The following is a 23,895-nucleotide window of genomic DNA, read 5'->3' as shown; positions in this document are numbered from 1 at the left end:
TTACCATTGCGTGATGGTCTGGGGGCAGGCATATGGGGATGTTCCCTCGTCCGCCGCACAGGATCCCTTCGCGGTGGCCGAGCGGGACACCCGTGCCATGGTGTCCTCCGGATGGTGGTCCGGCACGCCGCCGCAGCAGCGCCAGCACCTCATCGCCGGCCGCATGCTCGCCCTCCCCGACGGTTCGTGGTGGATCTTCGGCGCCTGGGGCCGCTGGTACCGCCTGACCCCCGCCGACGCCCAGTGGCACCTCTGCCCGCCGCCGCAACTGGCGATGACCCGCAGGTCCGCGCGCCCGCTCCAGCAGGGCATGCCCGTGCCCCCGGTCCCCCCGCACGTCGTCCCGACCGGCCCAGACCTCGCGTACGCGCCACCGCCCGCGCTGGCCTTCGTCGACGCCGGCATCCGGCCCGAGGTCACCTCCCGCGTACGCGCCATCGTCGAGTCGGCCGCCGCCCTCCCGACGCACGACTACCCGCACTGGTGGGGGCTGTTCTCCTCCGGCGTCCCGAGCACGGTCGCCGTCACCTGGGGCGTCATGCTGTGGTGCGCCACCGCACCGGTGTTCGACGCGCGCATCGACGCGCAACTGCTCAGCCTGTGGTCGTCCCACCGCACGCGGCCGCTGCCGGACATCGACGGCCCACGCTGGCTGACCCCGCCGCCGCTGGAGGCGCTGGTCGGCCTCTACACCGAGCGGCTGCGCTCGGGCCGCGTCGACGCGGCCGTGGTCATCCTCCGCACGATGTGGGCGATGGCGGGCGCGCTGCGCGAGGACTCACGGTTCCAGGCGCGCGCCGACGCCCTCATCGCGATGCTCGGCGTGACCCTGCAGAACCCCACGGTCGACTACGGCGCCCTGTCGTACGGTGACCAGGCCGTCGTCCAGCAGTGGCTCACCCGCTGCCCGCCGGCCCTGGCCCCCGCCCTGCGCGTCGAGGCGTCGACCGGCGAACACTTCCGCAACAGCTACTACGACCTCGCGCTCGCGGTCACCCCGATCGCCGGCGACCCGGGCTCGCGCGGCTACGTCGAACCCCGGCTGATCGCCGCCGCCCTGCTCGCCGCCGACCTCGCGGTCGTGCGTCAGGACGTCTCCGGCCAGGTGATCGGCTGGCTCGACCCGCAGGTCAGCGATGCGATGCGGGCGATGCTGATCCAGCGGGACCATCCGCTCCGCCCGTTCTGGCCCGAGGGCGACCGGCTGCCCCGGTCGCTGCGCGACGGCATCGAGGCCGCCGAACCGGCCGTACGCGGGGCGCTCCTCGCCACCATGTACGCCGCGGACCTCGCGTGGTGCCGGCTCGGGGGAGGCATCCCGGCACGACCGCGCGGCTTCCCGTCCTCGGTGGCGATCCTGGCCGAGATCATCGGCCCGAGCCGCGCCACGTCGGCGACCGCGTCCGAGCCGGTCTCCCACACGCCGGGCATCGCGCCGCTGGCCCACCAGTACCCCTCGAACCCGGGCGCGTCACCGCAGACGCCGGGCGTACCCCTGGCCCAGCAGCCTCCGACCGGCCCGCCGGGCCAGGCCCCGGCCTGGACGCCCCCTGCGCCGGGCGGGGGCGCGGCGGGGGCGCCGCCGGCCACGGAGGCATGGGACGCCGCCCAGCCATGGCCCGCCGACCCCGGCCGCGAGACCCCGAAGTCCGGCCCGCCGCCCACCGAGGCGTGGCAGGGAGCGTCGGGTCTCCCCGCGAACACACCACCCCGGACCGAGGCCTGGCCGGGCACGGATCCTGCACCGGCGTCACCACCGGGAACGGCCGGCGGCGAGACACCGTCCAGCCCCCCGCCGACCGAGGCATGGTCCGCCACCGAAGGCGCGGACCCGCACCCGGCCGCACATGAGCGGTACGGACCCGGCGCCCAACCGCTCCCTCCACGTACGCAGGCCTGGCCGGGCACGGATCCCGCCGGGAAACCATCCCCACCTCCGGCGACGCAGGCGTGGCCGGGTACGGATCCGGGTTCGGGCGGGGGTTCCGGCAGCGTGGGTGAGGTGGGTTCGCCTCCGGCGACGCAGGCGTGGCCGGGTGCGGATCCGGGTTCGGGCGGGGCTTCTGGCGGCGCGGGGAAGGCGGGTTCGCCCCCGGCGACGCAGGCGTGGCCGGGTACGGACCCCGGTTCGGATCGCCGTCCCGGCGGCGTGGGTGAGGTGGGTTCGCCCCCGGCGACGCAGGCATGGCCGGGTACGGATCCGGGTTCGGGCCAGGGTTCCGGCGGCGCGGGGAAGGCGGGTTCGCCCCCGGCCACCCAGGCGTGGCCGGGCGCTGACCCGGGTTCGGGCGCAGGTCAGGGTTTTGGCGGTGTGGGGTCGCCTCCGACGACACAGGCGGACGTGGGCACCGATCCCGGTTCGGGCGTGGGTCTCGGTCCTGCCGGTCGGGGAGAGACGGCTCCGGCGGGGGAGGTCGGGCCCGGCTCCGGTTCGGAGTCGAGAGAGGCCGGGACGGTCCCGCCGGCGACGCTGGTGGAGCCGGTTTCGGATGATTCCGGTTCGAGTCCGGCGGCCGCCCCGGGAACCGGCGCGGACACACCCGCGCCGCCGCCCGCCACTCAGGCATGGCCGGGAACAGGCGATGAACACGCCGGTGCGTCCGGTACGGAAGCCCAGTCCCCTGATCCGGCCGCTCTCACCTCATCGACCGAGCCCAGCGAGGAGCCGCCACCAGCGGGCGGCCTGACTCCACCCCACGCGGCGCAGGCCCGGCCGTCGACCGACGATGCGACGGGAGGCCCACCACCTGCCCCCCAGGCACAGCCCGGCGGGCACACGGCCACCTCCACGTCCGAACTGAACGCGGAAGGCGCCGACGGCGGTGCGTCTGCTTCTTCGTCCGCGTCGGAGGCGGGCACGGGTGGGGCTGCGGTAGGTGGGTCGGGCGTGTCCTCGGCTCCGGCGGGGCCGGGTGCGGGCGTGGACGGTTCGGCGTCGGAGGCCGTGGGTGCCGGCGGTCCGGGGTCCCCGAGTGCCTCGCGGGCGGAGCTGGAAGGCGCCGATGGCGGTGCGCCGGTGTCCCCGCCCGCTTCGGAGGTGGGGACGGGTGGGGCTGCGGTAGGTGGGTCGGGCGTGTCCTCGGCTTCGGCGGGGCCGGGTGTGGGCGTGGACGGTTCGGGGTCCCCGCGTGGCTCGCGGGCGGAGATCGAGGGTGCTGATGGCGGTGCGCTGGTGTCCCCGCGCGCCTCGGAGGTCGGAGCGGGTGGGGCTGCGGTAGGTGGGTCGGGTCTGTCCTCGGCTCCGGCGGGGCCGGGTGCGGGCGTGGACGGTTCGGCGTCGGAGGCCGTGGGCGCCGGCGGTCCGGCGTCCCTGTCCGCCACGCAGGCGGATGAGGGAAGCGCGTCGGAGCCACTCGCCGGAGCGCCGAACGCGGCCGGTGAGGGCTCCGGACCGCAGGGAGGTGCGACCTCCGGCGGAGGGGACGCGAACGGCCTGACCTCGTCCGCCGCGCGGCCGGACACGGGTGAACACCAGGCTGAGGCATCGGGACGGCCCGCCACGCGAGCGTGGTCGGACGGCGATGGTGACGGTTCCGGGTCGCAGGCCGGTGTGGCCGGGGAAGATGGCGGTGTGGGCGGTGGTTCGTCGTCTTCTGCGGTGGTGTGGCAGGGCGGCGACAGTGATGGCTCTGGGGCGCAGGCCGGTGTGGCCGGGGCAGATGGCGGTGTGGGCGGTGGTTCGTCGTCTTCTGCCGTGGCGTGGTCGGGCGGCGACAGTGGTGGTTCGGGATCGCAGGCTGGGGCGGTCGGAGGGGATGAGGACTCGGGAGGCCTTACCTCGCCTTCGGCGGCGGACGTGTCCCCGGGCGAGGGCGGGGCTTCTGCCGGTGGTTCCGACGGGACGTCGGTGCCCGCCGTACAGTCCGGGGCGGGAGAGGACGGCGTAGGCGGAACACCGCCTGCGGCACAGGCCGGAACGGGCGAAAGTGCGACGGGGCCTGGCGCGCCGATCGCCGGGCGGCCTATGGCCGAGGGTGTGTCCGCGGAGTCGCCGCGAAACCAGGCCGGCGTGGAGGATTCCGACGCCGGCGGTGGCTCGGCCGTGGCCGCCGAGCAGGCAGGCGCCGGTGGGGGAGACGAGGGCTCGCCGTCCAGGGTCCGGACGTCTTCCCACGCCGAGGGGATCGGCGGCGGCCACTCGCCGACCGCCGCCCCCGACTCGGGAAACCGAGCGGGGCAGACCGGGTCTCCCTCGTCCGATGACTCGGCCGTCGCGCCGGAAGAGGTGCGTACCGAGAGTGGCTCTCCTGTCGCCGGTGCCGTTGGCGTCGACCGGGCGAGCGACGACTCCGACCCCGGCGACGACACCGCCGAAGACGCCTCCGATGCCCCTTCTGGCGCCCGTATCGCGTCGTCTGCCTCCGACGACGCCTCCGTTGCCCAGCCCGGCGTCTCCGAAGCCGCTGCTGCGCAGGCGGGCGTCTCTGATGCCGCTGCCGTGCAGCCGGGTGTTCCTGAGGCCCAGGCTGAGGTCTCCGGTGCCGCGCAGGCGGGAGCCGCCGCCGCTCAGGCCGGGGTCTCCGATGCCGCTGCTGCGCAGGCGGGCGTCCCCGCCGCTCAGGCGGGTGTCTCTGATGCCGCTGCCGTGCAGGCAGGTGTCCCTGCTGTCCAGCCCGGCGTCTCTGACGCTGCTGCCGTGCAGCCGGGTGTTCCTGAGGCCCAGGCTGAGGTCTCCGGTGCCGCGCAGGCGGGAGCCGCCGCCGCTCAGGCCGGGGTCTCCGATGCCGCTGCCGCGCGGCCGAGCGTCCCCGCCGCCCAGCCCGGCGTCTCCGACGCCGCTGCCGCGCAGCCCGGAGCCGTCGCCGCTCAGGCCGGTGGGGGCCAGGGCGCTCCCGCGGCGAGTTCCGGTCCCTTCGCGGGCGGTGCGTTCCACAATCAGACGATCGCGGATCCCATCGCCTTTCAGTACCTGGGCGACGACGCCACCGTCGTGGACGCCGAAGGCGAGGACGACACCGTCGACGACCGGGCCCTCGGCGTCACGATGATGGACTCGCTCGAAGAGCACGTGAACCACGCCACCAGCCTGGACGCGCTCGAGCAGGCCAAGAACGCCACCTACCTCGACTGGATCACCGGTACCCGGGCCGACGCCGGGTCCATCCCCATCGTCCTGCCGCCCACGCCCGTGCCTCCCGGGCCGCCGCGTACCCGCATGATCGAGCAGCAGGACCCCCAGCCGCCCGAACGGCCCGGGACCCGCATCATGTCCGAGGCCGACCTGTTCGGCAGCGCGCCGATGCCCGAGCGTCCCGTCGAGCAGATCGCCCCGCCGCCGCCTCCCGCACCGATGCCGAAGGTGGCCGAGCGGTTCGGCATCCGGTTCCTGTGCGGGGCGGACGACGCGACCGAGCTGTTCGACGGGCTGCACCGCCGCGGACAGCAGCCCGGACAGCAGCCTGGACAGCGCCTGGCGCTCCTCATCGTCGGCGAGCCGCACACCGGGCAGCGGCGGCTGACCCGGCTCGTCGCCCGTTCGCTCGCCGGCGCCGGGGTGGGTGACGGCTCGGTCCGTACGGCCGACGGCTCGGAGCTGCGGGGCGACCACGTGACGGCGGTGACCGCGATCCTGCGCGGGGCCGGGCCTCCGCTGCTGTTCGAGCGGTTGGACCGGGCCGTCCTGGACGCCGCCGACCCCGCGAGGGTCGTGGCCGCGGTCACCGGCGCGCGGGAGAACAAGGCGGCGCTCATCGCCACCTGTGACCCCGCCTCGTACGCGCGGCTGCCCGCCGAGCTGACCCGCGTCTTCCAGGTCTTCCGGCTGCCCGACCTGACGAACATCCAGGCCCGGATGGCCCTGCTGCACGTTCTGGCCGACGAGCGGCGGGTGACGATCACCGCGGCCGGGCTGGACGTCGTACGGGGGGACCTGACGCGGCTCACCGGCCATGGCGACCTCGTCGGCGCCCGGCTCGTCGAGGCGTACCTCGACCGGGCGGTCGCCCGGCACATCGACCGGGCCGGCGCCCCGCGCGACCGGATGGTCCTCGTGCCGGTCGACTTCGTCGGCGTGGCGGAGGAGATCGAGCCGGCGCTCCGGCCGCCCCGCGACGTGGACGGCTACCTGCGCGGGCTGGAGGAGATGGTCGGGCTGGACGAGGTCAAGCGGACCGTCGGCGGCCTGGTCGCCGAGGCGCGCGTGGCCGCCGGCCGGGGCGTGCGCGGGCACGGCGGCCCCGGCCGTCATCTGGTCTTCCTCGGCCGGCCGGGCACCGGGAAGGCGACCGTCGCCGGGCTGATCGGAGGCATCTACGCGGCGCTGAACCTCCTGGACACCGGGCAGCTCGTCGTGCGCGGCGCGCGCGACCTCGCCGGCGGCGACACGGCGGCCAAGGTCGTGGCGTCGGTGGACCAGGCCACGGGCGGCGTGCTGTTCATCGAGGACGCCCACCTGCTGGCCCACCTGCCGGCCGCGGTGGAGCACCTGTCGCGTCTCATGGCGGAGCGGCGCGACAGGTTCATGGTCATCTGCGCGAGCCCGCCGGGCGAGATGGAGGACTTCCTGCGGGCCAACCCCGGTTTCCGGGCGGAGTTCGGAGCGATCGTGGAGTTCGGTGAGCCGACCGAGCGGCAGCTCGTACAGCTGTTCTCCCGGCTGGCCGAGCGCGACCTCTACATGCTCGACGAAGAGCTGCGGGTGGAGCTGATCGACCGGTTCGCGGGCATGCGGAGGTACCCGGAGTTCGCCTTCGCCGACACCGTGCGCCGCCTGTTCGACCAGATCGTCGCCCGTCAGGCGGCGCGGCTCGCGGGGTCGCGGGTCGACCCGGCGGCGGTGGCGCGGCTGACCGTGGGCGACCTGCCGGAGGCGCAGGCCGGGCAGCTGCTGCACGAGTTGCACCTCGACCGGCGCCGGCCCCCTCACCCGCGGCCTCCTGGAGGCGTCTGACGTCCCGCGTGTTCTGACCGTGGCCGTCCACGAGATCGTCGGTACGGGCGGCTGGAGCACGCCGTACGGGTCGCCGGGGCCGGTTTGGAGGAGAACCATGCGACTAGACCATGGGGACCACTCGGGAGATGGCCGCCGAATGGCCCTCTTGGGTCATGTCCCGATCCGCAGGTGACGCGTAGCCTCGATGGCAGGTGGGGACGAGCGGAGGTGGACGCGGTGCGTCAAGCAAATGTGGATCTGCGCGTCCACGACCGGGTCGCGCTTGATGAGATCGAGCTCTACTCCGAGATGCTCAGTGCCGTCGCTTCGGCCGAGCGGCCGCTGACGGTCGACGAGATCGACATGGTGCTCGGGATCGGTCACACAGCCCAGTCGTGAGATCCGCCGTGGCCGGATGCCTCCGTGGGGGCGCGGAGGCGGCCACGGCGACCAGTGTGAAGTGTGACGTTTTTCACGAACGAACGAGCCGGGCGATCGCGGCCGAGGCCTCTTTGACCTTCGCGTCCGCCTCGGGGCCGCCCTCGTCGATGGCCTGAGCCACGCAGTGACCGAGGTGGTCCTCGAGCAGTCCGAGCGCGACCGACTGGAGCGCGCGGGTCACCGCCGAAACCTGCGTCAGCACGTCGATGCAGTACTCATCCTCGGCGACCATGCGCTGTAGACCACGCACCTGACCCTCGATCCGCCGTAGCCGGGTGAGGTAGGCGTCCTTGTCCTTCGCGTAGCCGTGCATGAGGCGCAGGGTATACCCCTATGGGGTAACTGGCAACAGACCGTTTGATTCGACACTATTTCGGGTAAAGCAGGGCGGGCACGATCAGTGATCACCCCGGACCAGGATGAACGTGTCCGTCCGGAGGGGCCGATGCTCGGTAGCGTGGGGGCGAAGGTTCGCTTTCCCGCTGGTTAGCCGTAGCATCCTCTCCGGACTGTTCCCGCACTTCAGGAGAAGGACGTGCGATTCCGACTCACGCCGCGTGAGGACAGCTACTACGACATGTTCGCGGACTCCGCGAACAATCTGGTCACCGGCGCCAGGTTGCTCGTGGAGCTCATCAGCGACGGCGGCAACCGTGAGGGGATCGCGGAGAAGATGCGCGCCTGCGAGCACGCGGGCGACGAATTCACTCACGCGATCATGCGCAGGCTCAACGAGAGCTTCATCACGCCCTTCGACCGAGAGGACATCTACCGGCTCGCGTCGTCGCTCGACGACGTCATGGACTTCATGGAGGCGGCGGCCGACCTCGTGGTGCTCTACAAGATCGATGAGCTGCCCGGCGAGGTCGTCGACCAGGTCGAGGTGCTCGAACGCGCCGCCGAACTCACCGCCGAGGCGATGCCGCGCCTGCGCGGCATGAAGAACCTCAGCGAGTACTGGATCGAGATCAACCGTCTCGAGAACCAGGGCGACCAGGTCTACCGCCGCCTTCTCGCCGAGCTGTTCGGCGGCGAGTACGACGCGCTGACCGTCCTGAAGTTCAAGGAGGTCGTCGACCAGCTCGAGGCGGCGGCCGACGCATTCGAGAAGGTGGCCAACACCGTCGAGTCCATCGCGGTCAAGGAATCGTGACCGCGCGCCGGGCCGACGCGGCCATCGCAGGGAAGGACGCGCGAGAGTGGAGTTGACCGCCCTCATCGTCGTGGTCGCCATCGCGTTGTTCTTCAACTACACCAACGGCTTCCACGACGCGGCGAACGCCATCGCCACCTCGGTCTCCACCCGCGCGCTGACCCCGCGCGCGGCGCTGGCGATGGCCGCCGTGATGAACCTCGTCGGCGCGTTCCTGGGCACGGGCGTGGCCAAGACCGTCGGCAGCGGCATCATCGATCCGCCGAAGGACCTGCACGGCCTCACGATCGTCGCCGCGGCGCTGATCGGCGCGATCGTGTGGAACCTCATCACCTGGTACTTCGGCCTGCCGTCCTCGTCCACCCACGGGCTGGTCGGCGGGCTGATCGGCGCCGCGCTCGCGGCGCACGGCAGCGTCCTGTGGATGGACGTGCTGAAGAAGGTCGTCCTGTGGATGGTCCTGTCGCCGGTGATCGGCCTGATCCTCGGCTACCTGGTGATGACCGGCTTCCTGTGGATCTTCCGTAACTCCTACCCGGGCCGGGTCGGCCGCCGTTTCCGCATCGCCCAGTCGCTGAGCGCGGCGGCGATGGCGCTCGGGCACGGCCTCCAGGACGCGCAGAAGACCATGGGCATCATCGTCCTCGCCATGGTCACCACGGGTTACCAGGACGCCGCCGACTCCCACGTGCCGGTCTGGGTAATCCTGGTCTGCGCGGCGGTGCTGTCCCTCGGCACGTACGCCGGCGGCTGGCGGATCATGCGGACGCTCGGCCGGCGGGTCATCGAGCTCGATCCCCCGAAGGGGTTCGCGGCCGAGGCCACCGCGGCGAGCGTCCTGTACGCCACGGCGTTCATCTGGCAGGCGCCGGTCTCCACGACCCACACGATCACCGCGGCCATCATGGGCGTCGGCTCCACGAAGCGGCTCTCGGCGGTGCGCTGGGGCGTCGCCGGCAACATCGTGGTGGCCTGGGTCCTGACCATTCCGGCGGCCGGCATCGTCGCGGCCGCCGCGTACGGGATCATCAGCCTCTTCCACTGACGCGTACGCCGGTGTCCGGACGGTGCCCCCGCTCCGTCCGGACACTCCTGTCCCCGCGAACGTCACCCGAAGCGGCCGGTGATGTAGTCCTCCGTGGCCTTCTCGCCCGGGTTCGTGAAGATCTTGTTCGTGTCGTCGATCTCGACCAGGCGGCCCGGCTGACCCTGGCCGGCCAGGTTGAAGAACCCGGTCCGGTCGCTCACCCGCGCGGCCTGCTGCATGTTGTGCGTGACGATGACGATCGTGTACTGGTCCTTGAGCGACGCGATCAGGTCCTCGACGGCGAGGGTGGAGATCGGGTCGAGCGCCGAGCAGGGCTCGTCCATGAGCAGCACCTGCGGCTCGACCGCGATCGCCCGTGCGATGCAGAGCCGCTGCTGCTGACCGCCGGACAGGCCCGCGCCGGGCCGGTTCAGGCGGTCCTTGACCTCGTTCCACAGGTTCGCGCCGCGCAGCGACTTCTCCACGATCTCGCCGAGCCGGTTGCGGCCGCGGACGCCGTTCAGCTTCAGGCCGGCCGCGACGTTGTCGAAGATCGACATCGTGGGGAACGGGTTCGGCCGCTGGAAGACCATGCCGACCGCGCGCCGGACCGCGACCGGGTCCACGTCCGAGCCGTACAGGTTGAGGTCGTCGAGCATCACCTTGCCCTCGACCCGCGCCCCGGGGATCACCTCGTGCATGCGGTTCAGCGTGCGCAGCAGTGTCGACTTGCCGCACCCGGAGGGGCCGATGAACGCGGTCACGGAGCGGGGTTCGATCGTCATCGAGATGTCCTCGATGGCCCGGGTCTTGCCGTAGTAGGCGTTCAGCCCGGAGATCTCGATCCGCTTGGCCATGGGGGCACTACTCCTATCGGGAAACGGGCTTGCGCAGGCGGGCGATGACGCGCGCCACCAGGTTGAGCAGCATGATGATCACGATCAGGGTGAGCGCGGCCGCCCATGCCCGGTTGATCGCGACGTCGTTCGGCCGCTGCGCCTGGTCGAAGATGAAGAGCGGCAGCGCCATCTGTGGTCCCTGGAACGGGTTGTTGTTGATCGCCGAGGTCACGAACACCGTCAGCAGCAGGGGAGCCGTCTCGCCCATGACGCGGGCGATGGCCAGCATGATGCCGGTGATGATCCCGGTGAAGGCCGTCGGCAGGATGACGAAGCAGATCGTCCGCCACCGGGGCACGCCCAGCGCGTACGAGGCCTCGCGCAGGTCGTTCGGGACCAGCTTGAGCATCTCCTCGGCGGCGCGGACGACCGTCGGCATCATCAGGATCGACAGCGCCATCGCGCCGGCGAAGCCGGAGTAGCTGAAGCCGAGCAGCAGCAGCCAGAACGCCAGGATGAACAGGCCCGCCACGATCGAGGGCAGACCGGTCATGACGTCCACGAAGAAGCTGACCAGCTTGGCGAGCCTGCTGTCGCGGCCGTACTCCACCAGGTAGACGGCGGTCAGCACCCCGATCGGGATGGCGATGACACTCGCCAGCGCCACCTGCTCGACGGTCCCGATGATCGCGTGGTACGCGCCGCCGCCGGCGTCGTTGGCGCCGATGCCGTTCAGGGAGTGGGTGAAGAAATCCGGGTCGAACCGCTTGGCGCCCTTCGACACCACCGTCCACAGCACGGACAGCAGTGGAATGACCGCGAGCAGGAAGGCGACGTAGACGAGAACCTGGACGATCCGGTCCTTGACCTTGCGACCGGCGGAGACCCCGCGCAACGAGGCCTGGTTCAGAGTGCTCACACGAACTCCTTGCGGCGGGCCACGATCGCCCGGGCGAGCATGTTGACGAGAAGGGTGATCACGAACAGCACGAGGCCGGAGGCGATGAGCGCGCCACGGCCCAGGTTCCCGGCCATGCCGAAGGTGTTCGCGATGTTGGCGGCGAAGGTGTTGCCGCCCGGCTTGAGGATCCGCAGCGAGATCCCGCCAGCGGTCGACAGCACCATCGCGACCGCGATGGTCTCGCCGAGCGCCCGGCCCAGGCCGAGCATCGCGGCGCTGACCATGCCCGAGCGGCCGAACGGCAGCACGGCCATCCGGATGACCTCCCAGCGGGTCGCGCCCAGTGCCAGAGCCGCCTCGATGTTCGCGCGCGGCACCTGCAGGAACACCTCACGCGAGATCGAGGAGATGATCGGCAGGATCATGATCGCCAGCACGATCGCGGCGGTCAGGATGGACTGCCCGCCCACGTTGTCGCCGCCGAAGAGCGGGATCCAGCCGAGGTGGTCGTGCAGGAAGTTCGCGACGCTCGCCATCTTCGGCACGAAGAACTGCAGGCCCCACAGCCCGTACACCACACTCGGCACCGCGGCGAGCAGGTCGACCACGTAGCCCAGGCCGGACGCCAGGCGGCGCGGCGAGTAGTAGGCGATGAACAGCGCGATGCCGATCGCCACCGGGGTGGCGAGGATCAGCGCCATGAAGGACGAGAGCAGCGTGCCCCACGCGAGCTGCAGGACGCCGAAGCGCGGCTGGGCCGCGTCCGGGTTCCACTCCTGTGAGGTCAGGAAGTTGGCCTTGTCCGCCTTCAGCGCCGGCACGGCCTTCGCGATGAGGAACACCGCGATCGCCGCGATGATGAGGAGCAGCAGGATGCCGGAACCGCGGGCAGAGATGCCGAACAGGCGATCCCCCAGGCGGCCGGTGCTGAGTCTGCGTCCCCGTTCGCCCAGGGAGCCGGTGGCACCCTGCTCAAGGGTCTCGCTGGTCACTCGTTCGCACTCCTCGTTCTCAAGAGGGCTGTGTATGCCACCGAGCCGGCGCGGTCGATCCGCGCCGGCTCAGAGACCGTCTCGGTCAGGACAGGCCCTTCACGGCCGCCTGGACCTTGGTCAGGATCGCGTCGGGGATCGGCGCGTACCCGAGGCCGCTCAGGATCGACTGACCCTGCTGGCTGGAGGTGTAGTTGAGGAAGGACTTGACGAACTTCGCCTGCTCGTCGGGGAGGCCCTTCTCGCAGACGATCTCGTAGGTGACCAGGACGATCGGGTAGCCGTCCTTGGCCTTGTAGTCGAGCGTCAGAGCCAGGTCGTTGCCCTGGCCGGAGACCTGCGCGCCCGCGATCGCCTTGGAGGCGGTGTCGGAGCTGATCTCGCTGAACTGGCCGGAGCCGTTCTGGACCTTGGCGGTCTGCAGCTTGCCGTTCGTGGCGTAGGACAGCTCGGCGTAGCCGATGGTGCCGTCACCCTGCTTGACGCCGGTGGAGACGCCGTCGGAGCCCTTCAGGCCCTGGCCGCCGGCCGCGGACGGCCAGGTCTTGCCGCCCGGGAACTTCCACACGTCCGGCGCGGTGGCGAGCAGGAACTTGGTGAGGTTGTCCGTCGTGCCCGAGTCGTCGGACCGGTGCAGCGGCTTGATCGGTGTGGACGGCAGCTTCGCGCCCGAGTTGTCCTTGGCGATCGCCGGGTCGTTCCAAGTCTTGATCTTGCCGGCGAAGATGCTCGCGATCGTCTTGGGCGACAGCTGAAGGTTGTCAACGCCCTTGAGGTTGTAGATGAGCGCGATGGGACCGCCGACCATGGGCAGGTCGAGCGCCTTGCCGCTCTTGCAACGGGCGTCGGCGGGGCCGTGCTCCTCGGGCTTGAGCGCCGAGTCCGAACCGGCGAAGGCGACCTGGCCTCCGGTGAACGCCTGGACACCCGCCCCCGAACCGCTGGGGTTGTAGTTCACGTTGGAGCCGGGGCAGCTCTGCTGGTAGCCCTTGATCCACTCGCTCATGGCGTTCGCCTGAGCGCTCGATCCGGCCGCGTTGACCGTGGACTTCACGCAGTCACCGCTGGCGGCGGCGTTGCCCCCGCCGTTGTCGTCGGTACCGCACGCGGTCAGCGAGAGCGCACCCGCAAGGGCCACGCCGCCGAGGGCGGCCAGCCGTGTGCCGATCTTCACCGAAACTTCTCCTCAAAGGTAGTCGGGCGGTCCTCCGGGCGTTTATCCAGGTTGGGACCACCATCGATGCCCGACGCTAAGGAGAAGAGGTGTCCACTCACTCTGATCTAGGTGAACGGAGAATGAACTCAGATGTGACGTCTGGGAAAAGTAGGTGTTACGTGAGGCGACCGTACGGTTAACGGCCTCACATCCGGGCGTGTCGGGGCTGGTGACGCTCCGGTGACTACTCGGTTGACCGGGTGTTGCGGTACATCGCGTCGGTCGAGCGGAGTTCGAAGCCGAGCTTTCGGTAAAGGGCGGTGGCCGCCGTGTTCGACTCGTCGACGTAGAGCATGACGGCGGGCAGGCCCCTGCTCTCCAGATGCCGCAGGCCGGTGACCGTCAGCACGCGGCCCAGCCCGAGGCCCTGCGCGGACGGGTCGACGCCGACCACGTACACCTCGCCGATCGGGCCGTCATCGTGCACCTTCGTCCAGTGGAAGCCGAGCAGCCCACCGGGTTCCTGGTCGTCCTCGCGTTCGGCGAGGAAGAAGCCCTCCGCGGAGAACCACGGCTCGCGCTCACGGCGTTCGAGGTCGGCGCGCGTCCACCGGCCCTGCTCCGGGTGGTGGGCGAAGGCGCGCGCGTTGACGCGGACCCAGGCGTCCTCGTCCCGGCCGGGCGTGAACGTGCGCAGGCGCACGCCGGGCGGGGGAGCGGCCTCGGGCAGCGGCGCACCGGACGGACGCTGCATCTTCCAGAGGGCACGGAACCGCTCGAAACCGAGCGCCTCGGCGAGCGCGACGGCGCCGGGCAGCTCACCGTGGGCCCAGACGTTCAGCGTCTCCACCTGGGCGGCCAGCGCGGTGGCGAGCGCGCGGCCGTGACCGCGCCGCCGGAACGCCGGCCGGACCGTGAGCTCGCCCGCGTCGCCGTCGAGGACGGCCACTCCGGCCAGCGTGTCACCGTCGTAGGCGAGCACGGCGCCGGCGCCGTCCCGCAGGCGCAGCAGGGCGCTCTCGCCGACCGGCCGCACGCCGTCGGCGCCGGCGACCTCCTCGGTGAGGGCGAGCACCGCCGCCACCTCGTCGTTCGTCAGTTCGTTCCGTACGACCAGGGTCATGCCGGGAGCCTACATATCCGGCTTCGCGAGGCCTGATCCGAGGTCGCCTGTCACGATGTGGTTTCAGGCTGTATGCGCCTCCTCCCGCGCGAGTGGCCGGTGCCATAGCATCTGGGCGCACTGGCTGCGCGGGGAAGGCGGTCGTTGTGGGCGATCCCGGAATGCCGATCATGGCGGGGCTCCTCGCCGTGCCCGTCGGCGTGTTGCTGTTCGTGATCGTGCTGGCGCTGATGGGCCGCCGGTGGGTCACGCCCGCCGCGCTCGCGGCCGCGCCGTACGAGGACGACTTCGACGAGCCGACGCCGTACGCGGAGTCGTGGGGGTACTACGAGCCGCCGCGCGCGCCGGCCCCGGCGCCGCCCGCCCAGAGTCCCGCGCCCGCCGAGCAGTGGCGCGCTCCGCTGCCGGCTCCACGGCCTCAGCCTCAGCCTCAGCCTCAGTCGTACGGCCGGCAGCCGGCGCTACCGCCGGGGGAAAGCCCACTGGCCCTGCCGCCCGCGCGACCGGCGTACCCGTCCCCTCCGCCGGAGTCCTACGGCCGGTCCGAACGGCCGGATCCGTACCGCCGTTCGTACGAGCGCGACCCGTACGGGCGCCAGGGGGAGTCCGCGCCGGACGACTCCTCGCGGCGCGGTTTCCCCCACGGTCCGTACCAGCACCACTGAGGAAGCGACGGAATGCCCCTCCTTGAGCTCTATGTCATCCTGATCCCGCTGGCCCTGATCGTCGGTGTGTTCCTGATCGTGGTGCTGGCCGCGCGGAAGAGGAACGACACGCCTTCGCCTGGCCCGTACCCGCCCGGCCCGCCTCCGCCGTACGGTCCGCAAGGGTGGCAGGGGCCGCCGCCTCCACCGGGGCCGCCGCAGGGGTACGGGCCGCCGCCCGGCCAGGAGTGGCCGCCGCCGTGGCAGGGCGGTTACGGGCCGCGGTAACGCGGCGAACAGGGGCCCTCGCGGTCAGAGGAACCGATCTGTTGGGTCGAGCGTCTTACCGCCGATCGTAGGGATCTTCAGTCGCTACGATCGATCCGGAAACCAACGCGCGCCCTCTGGGGAGTGGGTCTCTGTGCAACCCCCGCAGCCGCCATACGGCGGGTCCTCGGGCTCGGGTTTCGGTCCCCCGGGCGGCCCGCCCGGCTCCTCTGGTCCACCCGGATCGCCTGGATGGGGACCGCCGCCCGGCCCGCCCAAGCCGAAGAACGGCGCGGCCCTGGTGATCGTCGTCGTCATCGTCGCGTTCGTGCTGCTCATCGGCGGTGTACTCGGTTTGGCGTTCCTGTACGGGGCCGACGATCCGAAGAAACCGAAGGCGGCCCTGCCCTCGGGCGGCCGGCCGGGCACCCTGACGCCGTCGGCCTACGACCCGCCGGCCTACAGTCCGCCGCCGGTCCCCTCCGACACCCCCGCGGACAGCCCGTCCGACGTGCCGGACTCACCGTCCGACGAGCCGTCCACGGCGGCGACGGTGTTCGATCCGCAGCCGGGGCAGTGCGTGAAGAACACCGGGACCGCGAGCAGGCCGCGCCTGTACATCTCGACGTGTGCCAAGGGCCACTACAAGATCCTCAACCGCATCGACGGCACGACGAACATCAAGCGGTGCGACAAGACCGACTACACGTACGCGGTCTGGTTCACCGATCCGAAGTACGTGTTGTGCCTGCGGGAGGTCTGAGGCGACTCAGTGGTGTGCCGGTGCCTCCTCGGCGCGGTGGTCGGGGACGAAACGGTAACCGACGTTACGGACCGTTCCAATGAGCGATTCGTACTCCGGGCCGAGCTTCGCTCTCAGTCGTCGCACGTGCACGTCGACGGTGCGGGTGCCGCCGAAGTAGTCATAGCCCCAGACCTCCTGGAGCAGTTGGGCGCGCGTGAAGACCCGGCCCGGATGCTGCGCGAGGTACTTCAGCAGCTCGAACTCCTTGAACGTCAGGTCGAGGACGCGCCCGCGCAGCCGGGCGCTGTAGGTGGCCTCGTCGATGGTCAGCTCGCCGCTGCGGATCTCGCCGGGCACGTCGTCCGGCTCGGCGGCGGTGGAGCGTCCCACGGCCAGCCGCAGCCGGGCCTCGACCTCGGCCGGGCCCGCCGTCTGGAGCAGCACGTCGTCCAGACCCCACTCGGGAGTGAGCGCCGCGAGACCGCCCTCGGTCACCACGGCGAGCAGTGGTACGTCCAGTCCGGTCGTGCGCAGCAGCCGGCACAGGCTCTTGGCCTGGGCGAGATCGCGGCGAGCGTCAACGATCACCACGTCGGACGGGGGCGCGTCCATCAACGCCACCCCCTCGGCAGGAGCCACGCGGACCGAGTGCAGTAGCAACCCGAGCGCCGGCAGTACTTCGTCGGATGGCTCGAGCACGTTGGTCAGCAGAAGCAGAGTGCTCAATACGGCCTCCTCGCTTGGCGGCCCCCAGAAAGACGTCGAGGATCCGAGGGCAGCGCTGCCCGGATCCCTACTACGGGAGGATATCCAATGACGGTCGGCAGCTCACTACCGAGTGGTGTAGACCACGAAAAGAGGGGGACCGATGGCGAAGGGCCTGATCAGATACTGGGCCGCCGCCCGGGCGGCGGCGGGCGTCGAGGAGGAGCCGTACGACGCGGTGACTCTGGGGGAGGCGCTGACGACGGCGGCGGCCGGCCGCGGCGAGGAGTTCCAGCGGGTGCTCGCCCGGAGTTCCTTCCTCGTCGACGGCGACCCGGCCGGCACGCGCGACCCGGCCTCCATCGACCTGCCCGACGGCGCCACCGTCGAGGTCCTGCCCCCGTTCGCCGGGGGATAGCCCCGCCCTCCGGCTCGTCAGGACGGGCGGAAGTGCAGGCGGGGCGGGCGATCCGCCGGCCGGAGCGGCGGCCGGCGGACCGACCCGCAACCCGCGGAAGAATCGCGTCGCGACGGCGAACGCACCGGCCGCCATCAGGGGGCCGCGAGGCGTCACCCGGCCGCCCCACCGGCGGTGATGCCGGTAATCCGGTGGAGCGATTCCGTGCCCGCGAACGTCATCACCGGAGGTGACTCGCCAGGGCACGGGCGCCGGTAATGTGATCACGAATCGGCGACGGGAGAGACATGCGCAAGGTACTGGTGATCTTCCTGATCTTGCTGATCGGGGTGGTCATCGCCGCCGATCGCATCGGGCTGTGGGTGGCGCAGGACCAGATAGCCAAGGAGGTCGCGTCGCAGTACGGCCTCGACCACAAGCCCAAGGTCAAGATCAAGGGCTTCCCGTTCCTGAACCAGGCGTTGAACGGCAGGTACGGCGAGATCGACGTCAACGTCGGCGACGTGACCCAGCTCGGGGTGCACCTGACCAACACCATGGTCACGCTGAAGGGCGTCGACGCGCCGCTGTCCGACGCTCTGCACGGTGACGCCTCCAAGATGGTGGCCGACACGGCGACCTCCACCGCGACCGTCTCGTACGACGACGTCAACAAGCAGGCGCCGCACGGCATGAAGGTCTCGGCCAAGGGCAGCGCGCTGCAGGTGCGCGGCCCGGTCACCGTCCTCGGCATGAGCCGTACGCTCAGCGCCACCGTCACCGTGCGGCCCTCCGGGCGCAAGATCCGCGTGCTGCCGCAGACGGTCGACGCCGGTGGCGCCACGATCCCCGTCGCGCTGGTCCAGCAGGCGTTCACCTTCACCATGCCGGTGAAGGGCCTCCCGGCGAACACCACCATCAGCGACGTCCAGGTCCAGCCGGACGGACTGCGCGTCACGACCACGGGACAGCACGTCAACCTCGAGAGCCTCGCCGAGCACTGACGGGCGCCGGCCCGTTCAGACCGGTCCGAAACCGCGCGCCTTACGGTGAACCTACGGCCGTTTCGGTACGTGTCTGAAGTGTGGGACCGACTGCGAACGAGGGCCTTCTCCGCGCCCTGTACGCCGAACACGGGGGGCCGCTCCTGGGTTACGTCCTGCGCCTGACCGAGGGTGACCGGCATCAGGCGGAGGACGTGGTCCAGGAGACGTTGCTGCGTGCCTGGCGACATCCGGAGGCGCTGGACGGCCGTCCGATCCGGCCGTGGCTGTTCACGGTGGCCAAGAACCTCGTCGTCGACGCCCACCGGGCGCGCCGGTCGCGTCCGCCCGAGGCCGGTGAGGCCGGGCTCGCCGCCGTTCCGGCCACCGATGAGATCAGCCGCGCGCTGGAGTCGTGGACGTTCGCCGAGGCGCTCGCCACCCTGAGCCCCGAGCACCGGGCGGTGCTCATCGAGACCTACTACCGGGGACGGTCGGTCGCCGAGGCCGCGGCGACGCTCGGCGTACCGCCCGGCACGGTCAAGTCGCGGTCCTACTACGCGCTGCGCGCGCTCAAACTCGCACTGGAAGAACGGGGGTTGGCGCCATGACATCGAGCACCGAATGCTCGCGGCTGCGGCTGTCGCTCGGTGTGTACGTCCTCGGCGCCATCGAGCCCGCGGAACGCTCCGAAGTGGACGCGCACCTGGCCGTCTGCCGGCGCTGCCGGGACGAACTCGCGTCGCTGGCCGGCCTGCCCGCCATGCTCGGGCGCGTCACCGAGGAGCAGATCGAGCAGCTCGCCCCGCCACCCGCGGAGCTCCTGGAGTCGGTCCTGAGCAAGGCCGCGGACGAGAGCCGCGCGCGGCGCCGTCGCGAACGCGCCCTGTGGATCGCCGCCGCCGCGGCACTGATCGTCGTGCTGGGCGTCGGCGTCCGGGCGATGATGGGGAGCGACGGCGGCGGCGACGTCGCCGAACGTTCCCCCCGCCCGCCCGCCGCGACCACCGCCCCGGCCACCGGCCCGATCACGACCGTGAGCACCAAGGATCCGGCTACGGGCGTCCGCGCCCAGATCGACATGCAGCCCAAGCTGTGGGGGACCGCCTTCAACGTACGGCTGAGCGGCGCGCCGCCGGGCTCTCACTGCCATCTGGTCGCGACGGACAAAAAGGGCCGCAAGGACATCGCGGGCGGCTGGGAGACGCAGTACGAGGCCGGTGCCGCCAGCTTCGCCGGCTCGTCGATGATCCAGAAGAGCGATCTGGCGTCGGTCGAGGTGCTCACCACCGAGGGACGCCGGCTGGTACTCGTGAGACTCTGAGGGAATGCCGGGGACGGCACACTCCTTGGACTAGGTGATGATCGGTCTTTACGTCGCGCTGGCGGCACTCGTCCTCGCCACCGCGCTCGGCCTGGTGTGGCGGAGCCGCAACGGCGTGCTGCGCGAACGCCCGGAGCGGAAGGACGGCGAGGTGGAGCGTCTCGGCGAGACGGAGCTGGGCACGGCACTGGGCCCGCGGGCGACGCTGGTGCAGTTCTCCTCGGCGTTCTGCGCTCCGTGCCGCGCGACCCGGCGGATCCTGACCGAGGTGACGGACCTGGTGGACGGCGTGGCCCACGTCGAGATCGACGCGGAGTCCCATCTGGACCTCGTGCGCCGGCTGAACGTCCTGCGCACTCCGACCGTGTTCGTCCTGAACGCCGATGGAGAGATCGTCCGCCGTGGCTCGGGCCTTCCTCGCAAGGCCGACATCGTCGCCGCTCTCGGCCAGACCGTCGCCTGAGCAGGGCCGATGACGAAGTCCATGACGCCGCCGTCGCAGGTCGATGAGGAAATTGTGATCTCGATGGGCGAGATGGCATTTTACGCGGAGCGAGACGCCGCTTACTATCGTGTCGTGCGATCCTGGACAGAGCTGCTGACCAAGCGGCGGGCGGTTGACTTCTGCCGCGTCGCGACGGCGCTCTGTCGTACGGCCTGAGCTGGTTGGCCCTCTCGTAGCCCGTCTCACTCGCCGCCGTCATCAGGAGCATCTTCCGATGCAGGTCGACCCAAGAGGCCAGCGTTTCGCCGCGGTTCTCACATCCATCGTCCTGATCGTCGTCTTGGTGACCAGCAGCTGGCTGCTGCTGGCGGTACAGGCCGCGGTGTTCCTCATCGGAGTCCTCTTCGGTCTCCGGAGCGCACCGTACGGCCTGATCTACCAGGCGCTCATCCGCCCTCGGCTCGGCTCGCCCAAGGAGCTGGAGCCGGAGGCACCGCCCCGCTTCGCGCAGGGGGTGGGTGCGGTGTTCGCCCTGACAGGAGTGGTCGGGTACGCCCTGGGTATCCCGGCGCTGGGAATGACCGCCACCGCGTTCGCGCTGGTCGCGGCCTTTCTCAACGCCGCCTTCGGGCTGTGTCTGGGCTGCGAGGCCTATCTGCTCTTCCGCCGGCTCACCCCTGGGCGAGCGACGTCCTAGGCGAGTTCGCCTAAGTACGTCTTCGCCAGGCTCGTGACCATGCCGCGAGTGCCCGTAAGACCCGTACTGCCACTCCAACTGGGAGGACCACAGCATGAGCCGCTCCGACGTCCTGGTCGACGCCGACTGGGTGCAGGCGCACCTCGATGACCCCGGGATCGTTCTCGTCGAGGTCGACGAGGACACCAGCGCGTACGACAAGGGTCACATCCGTGGCGCCGTCCGTATCGACTGGAAGACCGAACTGCAGGACCCGGTACGCCGCGACTTCGTGGACAAGACCGGTTTCGAGAACCTTCTCTCGGAGAAGGGCATCGCCAACGACGACCTGGTCGTGCTGTACGGCGGCAACAACAACTGGTTCGCCGCGTACGCCTACTGGTACTTCCGCCTGTACGGCCACCAGAACGTCAAGCTGCTCGACGGCGGCCGCAAGAAGTGGGAGCTGGACTCCCGCGACCTCGTCCAGGACACCCCGTCCCGGCCGAAGACCGACTACACGGCCAAGGAGCAGGACGCCGCGATCCGCGCCCTCCGCGACGAGGTCGTCGACGCTATCGGCGACAAGAACCTCGTGGACGTGCGCTCGCCGGACGAGTTCTCCGGCAAGCTGCTCGCCCCGGCGCACCTGCCGCAGGAGCAGGCGCAGCGCGGCGGCCACATCCCGACGGCGCGTAACATTCCCTGGTCGAAGGCGGCCAACGACGACGGCACGTTCCGCTCCGACGAGGAGCTGCGCGAGCTGTACGAAGAGGCCGGCGTCGACCTGTCCAAGCCGACGATCGCTTACTGCCGCATCGGCGAGCGGTCGTCCCACACCTGGTTCGCCCTGCACGAGCTGCTGGGCCTGCCGGACGTGAAGAACTACGACGGATCCTGGACCGAGTACGGATCGCTCGTCGGTGTACCGATCGAGCTGGGGGAGGCGAAATGACGGACGGCTGCGGGGCACCGGCTCAGACGGCGAGCCTGCCCGCCACAGTGGATCTGAACAACGAGGCGGTCATCCAGGGCACCGTCGTACGCGGAGGCGACGCCGTCTCCGGCGCGTACGCACGGCTGCTCGACGCGACCGGCGAGTTCACCGGCGAGGTCGTGACCAGCGACGAGGGCGTCTTCCGGTTCTTCGCCGCGCCCGGTGACTGGACCGTGCGCGTGCTCGCGCCGGGCGGGGTCAGCATCGACTCCGCGGTGACGGCGCAGACCGGTGAGGTCGCCAACCTCGAGGTCGCCATCTAGGGCCTGAGCACACGAGAAGGTCCCGCCGTCCGCCCGGACGGCGGGACCTTTTACTTCTAATCCCGTGAAATCGTGACCCGGCCGACCAGGGGACAGCCGCTACGATCGCGTATTGTGCTGCGTTCGTCCCCCGTGACTCTGCCCTGGAACACGCTTCGGCTGGCCGGGCGCTTCGCGGTGCCGCTGGCGCTCTGGTTCACGATCGGCCAGGTCCTGCGTTACCTGCTGTTCCTGGGGGGCTATCACTTCGGGCTGCACCACGCGCCCGTGCCGATCTTCGTCATCAGCCTGATCGTCATGGTCTCGCTCGGCGTCACCGTGGCGATGCTGCACAGCGTCAAGGACGGCCTGCCCGCGGTCAGGAAGCGCGAGCTCGACGAGTCCCTGACCTCCTGGACGGCCGCGGAGGAGGAGACGATCCTCGACGCGGTGACGCGCGCGCTGCTGCCGTTCATGATCTTCTATCTGGCCTGGAACTGGTTCACCGACGACGCCCAGGCCTTCGAGCAGTCGGCGGCGGGCCGGGGCAACGCGCAGGGCGGCCTCTCCGGCCAGATCCAGGCGATGAAGCTGACCATCGCCATCGAGGACCACATCTGGGTCGCGATCGCGCTCACCGCGGCCTTCCTGGTGCTGAAGTTCATCGCCGAGCGTTTCGTCGAGCCGCGATGGCCGCGCGTCGGCGGTATCACGGTCGCGCTGTTCGAGGTGAACTGGACGCTGTTCGGCCTGTTCACCATCAACAAGGCCCGCGGTGACCTGACGGACTGGATCACTAACCGGGTCTTCTGGCACTGGCTAGGAGAGATCACCGGACCGGCGTTCGGCTGGTTCGACGTGCTGTGGCCGTCGTTCAAGGAGGCGGTGCTCGGCGGACTCGTCTGGCTGGTCATCGCCGGCGTCATCCTCGGCGTGGACGCCGACGAGGAGACCCAGCTCGGGCGCGGCCGGGTCGGCCGGGGGCTCGCCTCGGCCAGCGGCATGGACCGGCCGCACACGCCGTGGGAGGTCATCACGCGCGAGTGGCGCGACAAGTGGCTCCCGACCGTCTACGGGTTCCGGATGGTCTTCCGCTCGGGACTCCTGCCGTTCATGGTGTTCTGCGTCCTGTTCACCGGGCTGGACGACGGTGCGCTGCTGCTCAAGCGCGGCGTCTACCACCTGCTCGGGCCGCACCCCATCGTCTTCTGGATGCCGGCGCTCCAGGTCATCTCCTTCTTCGCCGAACTCCTCCACCAGATTCTGCGGGTCTGCCTGATGGCCGCGGCGTTCGACATGGTCGTCGCCCGGGTCAGTGAGCGAAGCGCAAAACCTGCGTCGGCCCCGACGGCTTCCGCGTCAGCAGCCCGCCGGGCCGAGCCTCGAGTACAACCGAGCTGACCAGGCCCGCGGGCACGGTCGCGGTGACCGACACCTGCGACACGGTGCCGACGGCCGGCTTGAGATCGGGGTCGGTCTCACCGCCGGCCGACCACACGTGCCCCGCGCGGTCGCGGACCGTGTACGCGATCGCCGGCAGTTGCTTCACGCCCTGGGCGTCGAGGGGCTGCGCGTCCACGACGAGCTTGAGCAGCGCCGACCCGTTGGCGGCGCTGCCGCTCTTCGACGAACCGGTCGCGTCGCGGCCGAGCAGCCGCAGCCGGACCCGCCCGAGGGTGGCGGTGCCGCCGCGGGGTACGACGGTCACGTGTTCCTTCGTCTGGAACCCTCGCGACTGGTGTTCCATGTCGATCCACTGGACCGTGAGGAAGCCGGGGATCAGCAGGATCACCGCCGCCACCTCGATCGCCCGTCGCGTGTCGTGGCCCACGCGACCCCGCCGCCGCTCGAGCGGATCCGGGACCGTCTCCTCGAGCGGGTCCCGGATCGTCCACTCCATCGGGTCGTACGTCATGAGTCCTCCTTCGTCGGAGGGCGTTGCCACTGAGGCGAGTCCGCGACTCTTT

At 70.9% G+C, this 23,895-nt stretch carries 25 protein-coding genes; 17 read left to right on the top strand and 8 right to left on the bottom strand.

Going from position 1 to position 23,895, the window contains the following annotated elements:
* Nucleotides 1-13: 13 nt before the first annotated feature.
* Together QSK37_RS15180 and QSK37_RS15175 are read left to right on the top strand one after the other, a co-directional pair.
* Complete coding sequence (locus QSK37_RS15180; protein ID WP_285620875.1) at nt 14-6,889, top strand: hypothetical protein; 6,876 nt, start codon at nt 14-16, stop codon at nt 6,887-6,889.
* Between the two features lie 210 nt (nt 6,890-7,099).
* Nucleotides 7,100-7,270, top strand: coding sequence for a hypothetical protein (locus QSK37_RS15175; protein WP_285568121.1), 171 nt, complete (start codon nt 7,100-7,102; stop codon nt 7,268-7,270).
* Nucleotides 7,271-7,343: 73 nt separating this feature from the next.
* Here QSK37_RS15175 and QSK37_RS15170 read toward each other — a convergent pair whose 3' ends face one another.
* Entirely contained in the window at nt 7,344-7,625 is a 282-nt protein-coding gene (locus QSK37_RS15170; protein ID WP_285568123.1) for a metal-sensitive transcriptional regulator, read from the bottom strand.
* Nucleotides 7,626-7,847: 222 nt separating this feature from the next.
* On the opposite strand from QSK37_RS15170, the gene QSK37_RS15165 reads away from it, so the two are divergent.
* On the top strand, nt 7,848-8,465 hold the full coding sequence (locus QSK37_RS15165; protein ID WP_285620872.1) for a DUF47 domain-containing protein: 618 nt from the start codon (nt 7,848-7,850) through the stop codon (nt 8,463-8,465).
* Nucleotides 8,466-8,511: 46 nt separating this feature from the next.
* Nucleotides 8,512-9,510: an inorganic phosphate transporter gene (locus QSK37_RS15160; protein ID WP_285620871.1), complete on the top strand. Its 999-nt coding sequence runs from the start codon at nt 8,512-8,514 to the stop codon at nt 9,508-9,510.
* Nucleotides 9,511-9,572: 62 nt separating this feature from the next.
* Here QSK37_RS15160 and pstB read toward each other — a convergent pair whose 3' ends face one another.
* The 5 genes from pstB to mshD form a co-directional block, all read right to left on the bottom strand.
* Nucleotides 9,573-10,349 carry a phosphate ABC transporter ATP-binding protein PstB gene (pstB, locus tag QSK37_RS15155; protein WP_285568126.1) on the bottom strand — a complete coding sequence of 259 codons (777 nt, stop codon included), beginning with the start codon at nt 10,347-10,349 and terminating at the stop codon, nt 9,573-9,575.
* A gap of 13 nt (nt 10,350-10,362) precedes the next feature.
* A complete protein-coding gene (gene pstA / locus QSK37_RS15150; protein ID WP_285620869.1) occupies nt 10,363-11,250 on the bottom strand; it encodes a phosphate ABC transporter permease PstA in 888 nt (295 codons plus the stop codon).
* Nucleotides 11,247-12,224 (bottom strand): phosphate ABC transporter permease subunit PstC, encoded by a 978-nt coding sequence (gene pstC, locus QSK37_RS15145; RefSeq protein ID WP_432705567.1) that lies wholly within the window; start codon nt 12,222-12,224, stop codon nt 11,247-11,249. Before pstC ends, pstA begins: the two co-directional genes overlap by 4 nt.
* Nucleotides 12,225-12,309: 85 nt before the next feature.
* Nucleotides 12,310-13,398, bottom strand: coding sequence for a phosphate ABC transporter substrate-binding protein PstS (pstS, locus tag QSK37_RS15140; protein WP_285620868.1), 1,089 nt, complete (start codon nt 13,396-13,398; stop codon nt 12,310-12,312).
* A 226-nt stretch (nt 13,399-13,624) separates the two neighbouring features.
* A complete protein-coding gene (mshD, locus tag QSK37_RS15135; protein ID WP_285620866.1) occupies nt 13,625-14,503 on the bottom strand; it encodes a mycothiol synthase in 879 nt (292 codons plus the stop codon).
* A 146-nt stretch (nt 14,504-14,649) separates the two neighbouring features.
* Between mshD and QSK37_RS15130 the strand changes: the two genes are divergently transcribed.
* From QSK37_RS15130 to QSK37_RS15120, 3 genes are all read left to right on the top strand, one after another.
* Nucleotides 14,650-15,168 carry a hypothetical protein gene (locus QSK37_RS15130; RefSeq protein WP_285620862.1) on the top strand — a complete coding sequence of 173 codons (519 nt, stop codon included), beginning with the start codon at nt 14,650-14,652 and terminating at the stop codon, nt 15,166-15,168.
* Nucleotides 15,169-15,180: 12 nt separating this feature from the next.
* On the top strand, nt 15,181-15,435 hold the full coding sequence (locus QSK37_RS15125) for a hypothetical protein (RefSeq protein WP_285620859.1): 255 nt from the start codon (nt 15,181-15,183) through the stop codon (nt 15,433-15,435).
* A 280-nt stretch (nt 15,436-15,715) separates the two neighbouring features.
* Nucleotides 15,716-16,177 (top strand): LppU/SCO3897 family protein, encoded by a 462-nt coding sequence (locus QSK37_RS15120; protein ID WP_285620856.1) that lies wholly within the window; start codon nt 15,716-15,718, stop codon nt 16,175-16,177.
* Between the two features lie 6 nt (nt 16,178-16,183).
* Here QSK37_RS15120 and QSK37_RS15115 read toward each other — a convergent pair whose 3' ends face one another.
* Nucleotides 16,184-16,885: a winged helix-turn-helix transcriptional regulator gene (locus QSK37_RS15115; protein WP_285568135.1), complete on the bottom strand. Its 702-nt coding sequence runs from the start codon at nt 16,883-16,885 to the stop codon at nt 16,184-16,186.
* A gap of 142 nt (nt 16,886-17,027) precedes the next feature.
* On the opposite strand from QSK37_RS15115, the gene QSK37_RS15110 reads away from it, so the two are divergent.
* The 10 genes from QSK37_RS15110 (at nt 17,028) to QSK37_RS15065 (ending at nt 23,329) form a co-directional block, all read left to right on the top strand.
* Nucleotides 17,028-17,282, top strand: a complete 255-nt coding sequence (locus QSK37_RS15110) for a MoaD/ThiS family protein (protein ID WP_285620853.1) — start codon at nt 17,028-17,030, stop codon at nt 17,280-17,282.
* Between the two features lie 287 nt (nt 17,283-17,569).
* Nucleotides 17,570-18,265: an LmeA family phospholipid-binding protein gene (locus tag QSK37_RS15105; RefSeq protein WP_285620850.1), complete on the top strand. Its 696-nt coding sequence runs from the start codon at nt 17,570-17,572 to the stop codon at nt 18,263-18,265.
* Nucleotides 18,266-18,345: 80 nt separating this feature from the next.
* Nucleotides 18,346-18,855 (top strand): sigma-70 family RNA polymerase sigma factor, encoded by a 510-nt coding sequence (locus tag QSK37_RS15100; RefSeq protein WP_285620847.1) that lies wholly within the window; start codon nt 18,346-18,348, stop codon nt 18,853-18,855.
* A complete protein-coding gene (locus tag QSK37_RS15095; RefSeq protein ID WP_285620846.1) occupies nt 18,852-19,568 on the top strand; it encodes an anti-sigma factor family protein in 717 nt (238 codons plus the stop codon). Before QSK37_RS15100 ends, QSK37_RS15095 begins: the two co-directional genes overlap by 4 nt.
* Before the next feature lie 37 nt (nt 19,569-19,605).
* Nucleotides 19,606-20,031: a thioredoxin family protein gene (locus tag QSK37_RS15090; protein WP_285568144.1), complete on the top strand. Its 426-nt coding sequence runs from the start codon at nt 19,606-19,608 to the stop codon at nt 20,029-20,031.
* 9 nt (nt 20,032-20,040) lie between these two features.
* Nucleotides 20,041-20,229, top strand: coding sequence for a putative leader peptide (locus tag QSK37_RS15085; protein ID WP_285568146.1), 189 nt, complete (start codon nt 20,041-20,043; stop codon nt 20,227-20,229).
* A gap of 58 nt (nt 20,230-20,287) precedes the next feature.
* On the top strand, nt 20,288-20,710 hold the full coding sequence (locus QSK37_RS15080) for a DUF4395 domain-containing protein (protein ID WP_285620843.1): 423 nt from the start codon (nt 20,288-20,290) through the stop codon (nt 20,708-20,710).
* A 94-nt stretch (nt 20,711-20,804) separates the two neighbouring features.
* Complete coding sequence (locus QSK37_RS15075; protein WP_285568150.1) at nt 20,805-21,644, top strand: sulfurtransferase; 840 nt, start codon at nt 20,805-20,807, stop codon at nt 21,642-21,644.
* Complete coding sequence (locus QSK37_RS15070) at nt 21,641-21,949, top strand: DUF1416 domain-containing protein (RefSeq protein WP_285620841.1); 309 nt, start codon at nt 21,641-21,643, stop codon at nt 21,947-21,949. The genes QSK37_RS15075 and QSK37_RS15070 overlap by 4 nt, the downstream gene beginning before the upstream one ends.
* 114 nt (nt 21,950-22,063) lie before the next feature.
* A complete protein-coding gene (locus QSK37_RS15065) occupies nt 22,064-23,329 on the top strand; it encodes a hypothetical protein (protein WP_285620839.1) in 1,266 nt (421 codons plus the stop codon).
* Here the strand turns inward: QSK37_RS15065 and QSK37_RS15060 are convergent.
* Nucleotides 23,241-23,843, bottom strand: a complete 603-nt coding sequence (locus tag QSK37_RS15060; RefSeq protein ID WP_285620836.1) for a hypothetical protein — start codon at nt 23,841-23,843, stop codon at nt 23,241-23,243. The genes QSK37_RS15065 and QSK37_RS15060 overlap by 89 nt on opposite strands.
* Between the last annotated feature and the right edge of the window lie 52 nt (nt 23,844-23,895).

The organism is Actinoallomurus iriomotensis, assembly GCF_030269445.1.
GTDB classification, from domain to species: domain Bacteria; phylum Actinomycetota; class Actinomycetes; order Streptosporangiales; family Streptosporangiaceae; genus Actinoallomurus; species Actinoallomurus iriomotensis.
This window is presented reverse-complemented; position numbering and strand designations above follow the sequence as displayed.